This is a genomic window from Pseudoduganella sp. (assembly GCF_041914865.1).
Classification (GTDB): Bacteria; Pseudomonadota; Gammaproteobacteria; order Burkholderiales; family Burkholderiaceae_D; genus Rugamonas.
Genome location: NZ_JAYSCO010000104.1, coordinates 1 through 8546 on the forward strand (window position 1 = coordinate 1; position 8546 = coordinate 8546).

An 8546-nucleotide genomic window follows, 5' to 3' on the forward strand; every position below is an offset into this window, starting at 1 on the left:
TACGGTTGGGCTCGTGTCCGATTGTCAGACCTGACCCCGAATTTTCCGTCTACGGAATTAGAACTCTTTCTCGGGTAAGGCTATGGAATTATCGGTCGAGAACTGGTAGTCCTTGAACACGTGTTCGGCGGTCAGCAGCTGGTAGCTGCCGTCCGGTTTCTTGAACGAGGTGTCCTTCAGGCGGTAGGTGTAGTGGCCGCAAGTCCAGCAGTTGAAGTTGCGCATGTGCGTGCACAGGCAGGTCTTGTCCATCACCTTGATGCCCTTGTCGCTGCCGCCGTTGGCCGTCACTTCGCGGTTGTACGAATTGATGTAGGCGCAGTTGCCGGTGGCGTCCAGCAGGTAGCCGTACGATTCGCAGCCGGGGCGGATGCCGGAGCCGATCGCAGGGGTCTGCTGCAGCATGCGCATCGGGTAGCCGGTCGGCGAGATGCCGTTGACGATCACGTCTTCTTCGGTGGCTTTGAAGTACTCCTGCTTCACTTCATCCGGCAGGCCGCATTCCTTGGTCACGGTGAAGCGGGTCGCCACCTGCACGCCGGCTGCGCCCATTTCCAGGAACGATACGGCGTCGCTGCCGGTGAACACGCCGCCGGCGGCAATCACCGGCACGTCCAGGTTTTCACCTTTCAGGTAGTCCAGTACTTCGCGCGTGATGGTGTGCAGGTCGTAGTCTTTCCAGTCTTCCGGGCCGAAGCCGAGGTGGCCGCCGGCCAGCGGGCCTTCCACGATCACGTAGTCGGGCAGGCGGTCCAGCTTCTGGTTCTTGCGCAGGAAGATCTGCAGCGCGCGCACGGAGGAGACGATGATGCCCAGCTTCGCTTCGCGGAAGCGCGGGTGGTCGGCCATCAGGGCGAAGGAGCCGAAGTGCAGGCCGGCCGACAGGGTGATGCCGTCGATGCCCGCGTCCAGCGCCGCGTTCAGGCGCGTGCGCAGGGTTTCCTTCGGGCCGTTCATGGTCAGCTTTTCCATGCAGTTGACGAAGATCAGGCCGGGGCCCTGCTTGCGCTGCATGGTGTCGCCCACGTGGCGACGCTGTGCTTCCGCCAGGCGACCGAGGTCGAACTGCACCTCGGACTTGTCCATATTGTTGATGTTGTGCTTGTACAGGCGGGTCTTGTCCTTGACGAAGGTGGTGTCGAACTTGCGGTCCGAAACGTCCTCCACCATCGCATCGGAAATATGGCCGATGCCGCCAAGGCGCGCTGCTTCCAGCGCCAGTTCGGTCGTGGAAATATCCACGCCCATCCCGCCGATCATGATTGGCACATACTCCTTGTCACCAAACTTGAGGCGGAAATCGTCAACACGTTTCATTACAGTCCTTCGATCAATCGCGGAAATTGTTGAATTCCAGGGGCGTGTCCGGCACTTCCTTGCGCAGCAGCTGCATGGCAGCCTGCAGGTCGTCGCGCTTGGCGCCGCTCACGCGTACCGACTCGCCCTGGATGCTGGCCTGGACCTTCATCTTGCTTTCCTTGATGACCTTGGTGATCTTTTTGGCGGTCTCCGAATCGAGACCGTTCTTCACCTTGATGACCTGCTTGACTTTGTCCCCACCAATCTTCTCTATCTTGCCTTCGTCCAGGAAACGCACGTCGACCTTGCGCTTGGCCAGCTTGTTGGTCAGTACGTCGCGTACCTGGCCGAGCTGGAATTCCGAATCGGCGAATGCCGTCAGGTCGTTTTCTTTTTGTTCTACGCGCGCATCGCTGCCTTTGAAGTCGAAACGGGTGGTGATTTCCTTGTTGCTCTGGTCGACGGCATTACGCACTTCGATCATGTCCGCTTCGGATACTACGTCAAACGATGGCATATTCTTTCCTTTACAATGAAGCAACCGCCCAGAGGGCGGATTCAAAAGAAGCGACATTTTAACGGACAAACAAGCGAACGCTCGGTCGTTTTTGTCGCTATTGCACTATAATCGAGCAAAAACTTGATCTGCCCATGCCTTTTCGCGATTTAATCCAGCACGATTTCCCACTAAAGCATTTAAATACCTTCGGTATTGATGTACGCGCCAAACATTACCTGCGCGTGACATCCGTCGATGTGCTGCGCTCCGCCCTGGCCGACCCGGCCCTGGCTGCGCTGCCGCGCCTGGTGCTGGGCGGCGGCAGCAACCTGCTGCTGACGCGCGATTTCCCCGGCCTGGTGCTGCATATTGCGCTGGAAGGGCGCGAGATCCTGGCCGGCACCGCCAGCCACCACCATGTGCGCGCCGCCGCCGGCGAGAACTGGCACGCGTTCGTGCAGTGGACGCTGGCACAGGGCGTGGGCGGGCTGGAAAACCTGTCCCTGATCCCGGGCACGGTGGGCGCGGCACCGATCCAGAACATTGGGGCGTATGGGGCGGAAACCAAGGATTTCTTCCTGGCGCTGAGCGCTTTCGATCCGGCCAGCGGGGAAGTGCGCGTGCTGGACGGCGCTGCCTGCCGCTTCGCTTATCGCGACAGCGTGTTCAAGCACGAGGGCAGGGCGCTGGTGATCCTGGATGTGACGTACGCCCTGCCGCGCGCCTGGCAGCCCAACCTGCGCTACGCGGAGCTGGCCAATGCCGTGGCCGAACAGGGTTTTGACGCGCCGACGCCGCAGCAGGTGGCCGATACCGTGATCGCCATCCGCCGCCGCAAGCTGCCCGATCCGGCGCAGGTCGGCAACGCCGGCAGCTTCTTCAAAAATCCCGTGGTCAGCGCCGAACACTGCGCGCGCCTGCTCGCGCAATTCCCGGCCCTGGTGCACCACCGCCAGCCCGACGGCAGCGAAAAGCTGGCGGCCGGCTGGCTGATCGACCAGTGCGGCTGGAAAGGCAAGACGATGGGCGCCGCCGGTGTCTATCCAAAGCAGGCCCTGGTGCTGGTGAACAACGGCGGCGCCACCGGCGCCGAAGTGCAGGCCTTGGCCGCCGCCATCCAGGCCGACGTCGCCGCCCGCTACGGCGTCACGCTCGAACCGGAGCCGGTGTTCGTCTGAGAAAAAAATGGGGACAAAAAAATGGGGACGTACCCCATTTTTCTCGCAAAGCGAGAAAATGGGGTACGTCCCCATTTTTCGTCCCCATTTTTTTGTCCCCATTTTTTTCAGCTGCGGATCTGGTTGCGGCCGTTGGCTTTGGCGTCGTACAGGGCGCGGTCGGCGCTGGCGACCAGGTCGTTCCAGCTTGAGCTCTTGTCGGGCACCACCGTGTGCAGGCCGATCGACATGGTGAGGACGCCTTGCGGGGCGTGGGCGTGCTCGATCTGCAGGTGCGCCAGCAGGCGCTGGCAGCTTTGCGCGACGCTAATGGCGCCGGCGCTGTCGGTCTCGGGCAGGATGATGGCGAATTCCTCGCCGCCGTAGCGCGTGACCAGGTCGGCCGGGCGTTTCAGGTTTTCGGTCAGCACGGCGGCCACCTTCTTCAGCGCCAGGTCGCCGGCCGGGTGGCCGTAGTTGTCGTTGTAGGCCTTGAAGTGGTCGACGTCCACCATCAGCAGCGAGAGCGGGGTCTTGTCGCGCTGCCCGCGCTGCCATTCCAGCACCAGCGTTTCGTCGAAGCGGCGGCGGTTGCCGATGCCGGTCAGGGCGTCCAGCGCGGCCAGCTTCTGCAGCTCGACGTTGGCCGCCGCCAGCTTCTGCTGGCTCTCGCGCAGGAAGCGGAAGGCCTGGTCGCGCTGCAGGCGGTTGATGTGGGCATTGGAGTGGTAGCGCACGCGCGCCAGCAGCTCCAGCCGGTCCGGCAGCTTGACCAGGTAGTCGTTGGCGCCGACGGCAAAGCCGTGCGCCTTGAGCTTGGCGTCTTCGCGCGCCGACAGCACGATGATCGGCACATGGGCGTGCGCCGGTTCCGTGCGGAAGCGGCGGATCAGCTCGAAGCCGTCCACATCGGGCATCACCAGGTCCTGCAGGATGACGGTCGGCTGCAGCGAATCGGCGCAGGCGATCGCTTCGCGGGCATCCGTGGTGAAGTGGAATTCGATATCTTCTTCGCCGGCCAGCATGCGCCGCACGGCTTCCACGATAATCAGCTGGTCGTCCACCAGCAGCACGCGCACCTTGAAATTGGTCAGGCTTGGCTCTGTATCGAGGTTCAAGGTGAGTACGTCAGACATCGCTTTCCTTCAAATCAGTTTGCCTCCGATCGCGCTGCGCAGGAAAGGACCGATCTTATCGAGGGGCAGGATGGTTTGGGCTGCATCCAGTTCCACGGCGGCGCGCGGCATGCCGTACACCGCGCTGCTGGCCTGGTCCTGCGCTATCGTCGTCTTGCCGGCGCGCCGCATGGCGAGCAAACCTTCGGCGCCGTCGCGGCCCATGCCGGTCAGCAGGACGCCGACCGCGTCGCCGCGCCAGTGCTGCGCCACGCAATTGAAGAAGACGTCGACCGATGGCCTGTATGCATAGTCCTTTGGGTTGGCATCGTAACCCAGTTGATACTTTTCATCCAGTACCAGGTGGTCGTTGCTCTTGGCGACCATGACCACGCCGCCCTGCAGCGGGCTGCGGCCTTCGATGGCGCGCACCGGTACGGCCAGCTGTTCGGACAACCATTTGGCGAAATGGTCGGCAAAGTTTTCGTCGATATGCTGCACCACCACGACGGCGCAGCTGGGCGGCGGGGTCCAGCCGGCCAGGATGCGCGCCACCGCCATCGGCCCGCCGGTGGAGGCGCCGATGGCCACCAGGGTGGTGATGCCGGACTGCGCTTCCTGCTGCGCAGTGTGGCGCCGGGGCGACATGGACTGGCTGCCGCCGCTGTGGCGAATCAGCTTGTCCATGGTTTTGATCTTGTGCAGCAGCTCGGCGTCGCCGCCTTGCTGTCCTTGCAACACCGGGGTGGCCGTGACGTCCAGCGCGCCGGCGCCCAGCGCGCGGAACACCTGGTTCACATTGTCCTGCGGCCGCCCGGTCACCACCAGGATGGCGCACGGGCATTCGTCCATGATGCGGCGCGTCGCTTCCACCCCGTCCAGGACGGGCATGTTGAGGTCCATCAGGATCAGGTCCGGACGGTCGACGCTGCATTTCTGCAGCGCTTCCAGGCCGGTGCGGGCGATCCAGGCCACCTGGTGTTCCTGCGTGCTGGCGACCACGCGCCGCAATGCCTCGGCGGCCATGGGCACGTCGTTGGCGATCGCGATCCTCATCGGTAGGCGTCGCCGATCAGGTCGGACACGGCGTCCAGCAGCGTCTCGTCGTGGAAGCTGCCCTTGGTCAGGTAGTAGTCGGCGCCGGCGGCCAGGCCGCGTGCCCGGTCTTCCGGCCTGTCTTTGTAGGAAACGATCATCACGGGCAGCTTGTGCAAGTTCAGGTCTTTCTTGATCAGGTTCACCAGCTCGATGCCGTCCATGCGCGGCATGTCGACGTCGGTGATCACCAGGTCGTAGTCGCCGCTGCGCACCACGTTCCAGCCGTCGATGCCGTCGATCGCGATGTCCACTTCAAAGCCGCGCCCCACCAGCAGCTTGCGCTCCATTTCGCGCACGGTGAGCGAATCGTCCACGACAAGGATGCGTTTCATTCTACGCCGTCCGGCATGGTCTGAGCGCGTAAGTTGGTGCAAGCCGCCTTCCTGCAACAGCTTTTCAATTGATAGCAGCAGGTCGGGCACATCCAGGATCAGCACCGGTTCGCCGTCGTCCAGCAGGGCGGCGGCGGAAATGTCGCGCATCTTGCCGAAGATCGGGTCGATGGCCTGCACCGCCAGGCTTTGCTCGCCGCGGATGCGGTCCACCACCAGCGCGTAGCGCCGCGTACTGCCGCCGATCACCACCACCGACAGCTCCTCGGCATGCTCCATCTCGCCCAGCTCCAGCAGGTGCGCGGCGCCCACCAGGCCGAGGTGCTCGCCTTCATGGTCGAAGAACTGCTTGTTTTCCAGGGTATGCACGGCGCTTTGCGCCACCTTGAGGATGCGCTCGACCTTGACGATGGGGATGGCGTAGGCTTCGCCTTTCACGTCCACCACCAGTGCGCGCACGATCGATTGCGTGAGGGGCAGGGTGATCGAGCTGCGGAAGCCTTTGCCGAATTCCGATTCGATGCGCACCGTGCCGTTCTGCTGGCGGATGGTGTCGTGCACGATGTCCAGGCCGACGCCGCGCCCGGAAATCTCGGTGATGCTGCCTTTCAGGCTGAAGGCGGGCAGGAACAGGAATTCCATCAGCTCGGACTGCGACATGGCGGCCACCATCTGCTCGGTGGCCATCTTGCGCTCGATGACGGTGCGGCGCACCTTGTCCGGGTCGACGCCGCGCCCGTCGTCGCTGATCTCGATGTTCAGCATGCCGGCGCGGTGGCGCGCTTCCATCACGATGGTGCCGGTGGCGGGCTTGCCGGCGGCCAGCCTTTCCTGCGGCGTTTCCATGCCGTGGTCGACGGCGTTGCGCAGCATGTGGTTGAGCGGGCTTTCGATGCGCAGCAGGATGTCGCGGTCGACCAGTGTGTCTTCGCCTTCGATCTGCAGCACCACGTCCTTGCCCAGGCTGCGCGCCAGGTCGCGCACCATGCGCGGGAAGTGCTGGATGCCGTCGCGGAAGGGGCGCATGCGCAGGCCCAGCACTTCGTCCACCATGTTCTCCGAGCCGATCAGCAGGCGCCGCTCGTAGTTTTCCATGTCGGTGATGTGCTCCAGCATGAACTGCTTGAGCGGCTGGCTTTTCTGGATCGCCAGCAGGGCCTTTTCCTTCAGCGCCGGGTCGCTGGCGTGCGAGGCGGCCTCCATCAGCTCCTCCAGCACGGCGAACAGGCCAGCCTGGTTGCGCTTGTGGCGCTGCATGCCCTGGATCAGGGGATGCAGCTGGTGCGCGTTGATGCGCGCTTCGCTGGCCAGGGCCAGCAGGCGGTCGAAGTTCTGCGCCGTCTTCATCGGCGGCAGGCTGCGGCCGGGGATGCCGGGTTCGGGCGCCGGCTCGGCTGGCGGCTCGGCGCTGGCCACGGTGGCTGGCGCCGCTGCCGGCGCTGCGGGCAGGGCGGCCGGCAGGGACGGCGCGGGAGCGGGGGCGGGCGGCACAGGCGGCGCGGCGTAGGCCGACGGCATGACCAGCGGCTCCGGCAGGAAGGCGATGCCCTGCACGTCGTTCATGGTCTTGCTTATCTGGGCGGCGTGCGCCGCCAGCCACGCGTCCAGCCCGGTGTTCACGCGCGAGCACTGCACGATCAGGTCGACGCCGGCCAGCAGCGCGTCGACCCGGTTGGGCGTCAGCTTCAGCTTGCCCGCCTGGGCGGCGAGGAAGGCGTCCTCCATGCCGTGCGCCAGCTGCACCACCATGTCCAGCCCGACGATGGCGGCGGCGCCCTTGATCGAATGGGCGGCGCGCATCATCGGTTCGATATCGGATGGGTCGTTGCGGCGCTCGAAGGCCAGCAGGCCGTCGGTCAGGATCTGGGTCTGGCTGTCGGCCTCCATGCGGAACAGGTCGAGCATGGAGAACTGGCTCAGGTCGTCCTTGTTGTCGCTCATCGCAGCGTCCTCGCGAGTTGGTAGCCGAGCAGGCTGTCGTCCAGGCAGCCCACCTGCATCTCCTCATGCGGCAGTACGCCCGCCAGGTAGCGTTCGATGCCCTTGTTGATGGTGGCGGCGGGCGGCTTCAGTGCGCTGGCCGCGTAGCGGATGATGCCGTGCAGCTCGGCCACGGGCAGGGCGTAGGTCTGCTCCTCCCAGCGCACCAGCAGCATGCGGGCGAAGGTGTGGCGGCCGGCGCGCGCCTCGCCGCCGGCTTCGTCGATGCCCAGCAGGTCGGCCAGCGAAATGCACGGGTACAGCTTGCCGCCGGCATTCACCACGCCGCGCAGGCCGCGCGCGTTGCGGTGCGGCAGGCGGTGCGGGATGGCTTTCGGCGCGATCTGCTGGAACATGGCGGTGGGCAGGGCCAGCCATTCGCGCCCGATGCGGAAGGCGACGCAGGAGCTGTCCTCGCGCGCGCCTTGTTCCTCCGGCGCGCCGAAGTGCTCCGCCCATTCGCGCAGGTAGCCCTGGCCGACGGGGCGCTGCAGGTTGCGCACGGCGGCACCGGCGTACACCTCGCAGTTGCGGCAGTGTACGGCCTGCGCCAGCACGTCGCAGCTATGGTCGCCGGCGATGCCGATGCGGTTCCAGCAGGCGTCCAGTTCTTGTCTTGGTTCGGTCATGGTCGTTTCTGGAATGCGCGCGCGGCACGCGCCTTAAGGGTGGCGGCGGCGCTGCTGTTGCCGCTTTGCTCCTGCAGCAGGGCGAGGTGGCACAGCGCTTCGTAGTGGTCGGGCTGCAGGTAGAGGCAGCGTTTGAGCTGGGCCTCCGCCTCGGCCGGCAGGCTGGCGTTTTCCGCCAGCAGCCCGAGGATGAAGTAGGCGTCGGCCGATTCGGGCTGCTGGGCCAGGAATGCGCGGCAGGCGGCGTCGGCTTCCTTCAGCCTGCCGCTGTCGGCCAGCGTGCGCGCCTGCTTCAGCAGCGTTTCATCGCCGGCGGCCACCAGCGCCGGCGCCGCGGCGGCGGGCGCCCGCACTGCGCGCGTGGCGGGTGCGCTGCGGGCAGGCGCCGCTGCCGGCGCTGCCGGAGCGCTTGCGGCGGGCCGCACGCGCGCGCCGCG

At 65.3% G+C, this 8546-nt stretch carries 7 protein-coding genes and 1 pseudogene; 1 reads left to right on the top strand and 7 read right to left on the bottom strand.

What is annotated here, in order from left to right:
- Positions 1 to 57: 57 nt before the first annotated feature.
- On the bottom strand, positions 58 to 1317 hold the full coding sequence (locus ACE3TQ_RS26490) for a nitronate monooxygenase (protein ID WP_374586684.1): 1260 nt from the start codon (positions 1315 to 1317) through the stop codon (positions 58 to 60).
- Between the two features lie 13 nt (positions 1318 to 1330).
- Positions 1331 to 1816 (bottom strand): YajQ family cyclic di-GMP-binding protein, encoded by a 486-nt coding sequence (locus ACE3TQ_RS26495; protein ID WP_374586686.1) that lies wholly within the window; start codon positions 1814 to 1816, stop codon positions 1331 to 1333.
- Positions 1817 to 1950: 134 nt separating this feature from the next.
- Here ACE3TQ_RS26495 and murB point away from each other — a divergent pair, with 134 nt between their 5' ends.
- Positions 1951 to 2976, top strand: a complete 1026-nt coding sequence (gene murB, locus ACE3TQ_RS26500) for a UDP-N-acetylmuramate dehydrogenase (RefSeq protein WP_374586688.1) — start codon at positions 1951 to 1953, stop codon at positions 2974 to 2976.
- A gap of 107 nt (positions 2977 to 3083) precedes the next feature.
- On the opposite strand, the gene ACE3TQ_RS26505 is transcribed toward murB, so the two are convergent.
- The 5 genes and pseudogenes from ACE3TQ_RS26505 to ACE3TQ_RS26525 form a co-directional block, all read right to left on the bottom strand.
- Positions 3084 to 4091 (bottom strand): diguanylate cyclase, encoded by a 1008-nt coding sequence (locus ACE3TQ_RS26505; protein WP_374586690.1) that lies wholly within the window; start codon positions 4089 to 4091, stop codon positions 3084 to 3086.
- A 9-nt stretch (positions 4092 to 4100) separates the two neighbouring features.
- On the bottom strand, positions 4101 to 5126 hold the full coding sequence (gene cheB / locus ACE3TQ_RS26510; protein ID WP_374586692.1) for a chemotaxis-specific protein-glutamate methyltransferase CheB: 1026 nt from the start codon (positions 5124 to 5126) through the stop codon (positions 4101 to 4103).
- Positions 5123 to 7441, bottom strand: a complete 2319-nt coding sequence (locus ACE3TQ_RS26515) for a chemotaxis protein CheW (protein WP_374586694.1) — start codon at positions 7439 to 7441, stop codon at positions 5123 to 5125. Before ACE3TQ_RS26515 ends, cheB begins: the two co-directional genes overlap by 4 nt.
- Entirely contained in the window at positions 7438 to 8109 is a 672-nt protein-coding gene (locus ACE3TQ_RS26520; protein WP_374586696.1) for a chemotaxis protein CheW, read from the bottom strand. The genes ACE3TQ_RS26515 and ACE3TQ_RS26520 overlap by 4 nt, the downstream gene beginning before the upstream one ends.
- Positions 8106 to 8546 (bottom strand): annotated as a pseudogene (locus tag ACE3TQ_RS26525) (methyltransferase); the annotation flags it as partial. The pseudogene ACE3TQ_RS26525 and the gene ACE3TQ_RS26520, both read right to left, overlap by 4 nt.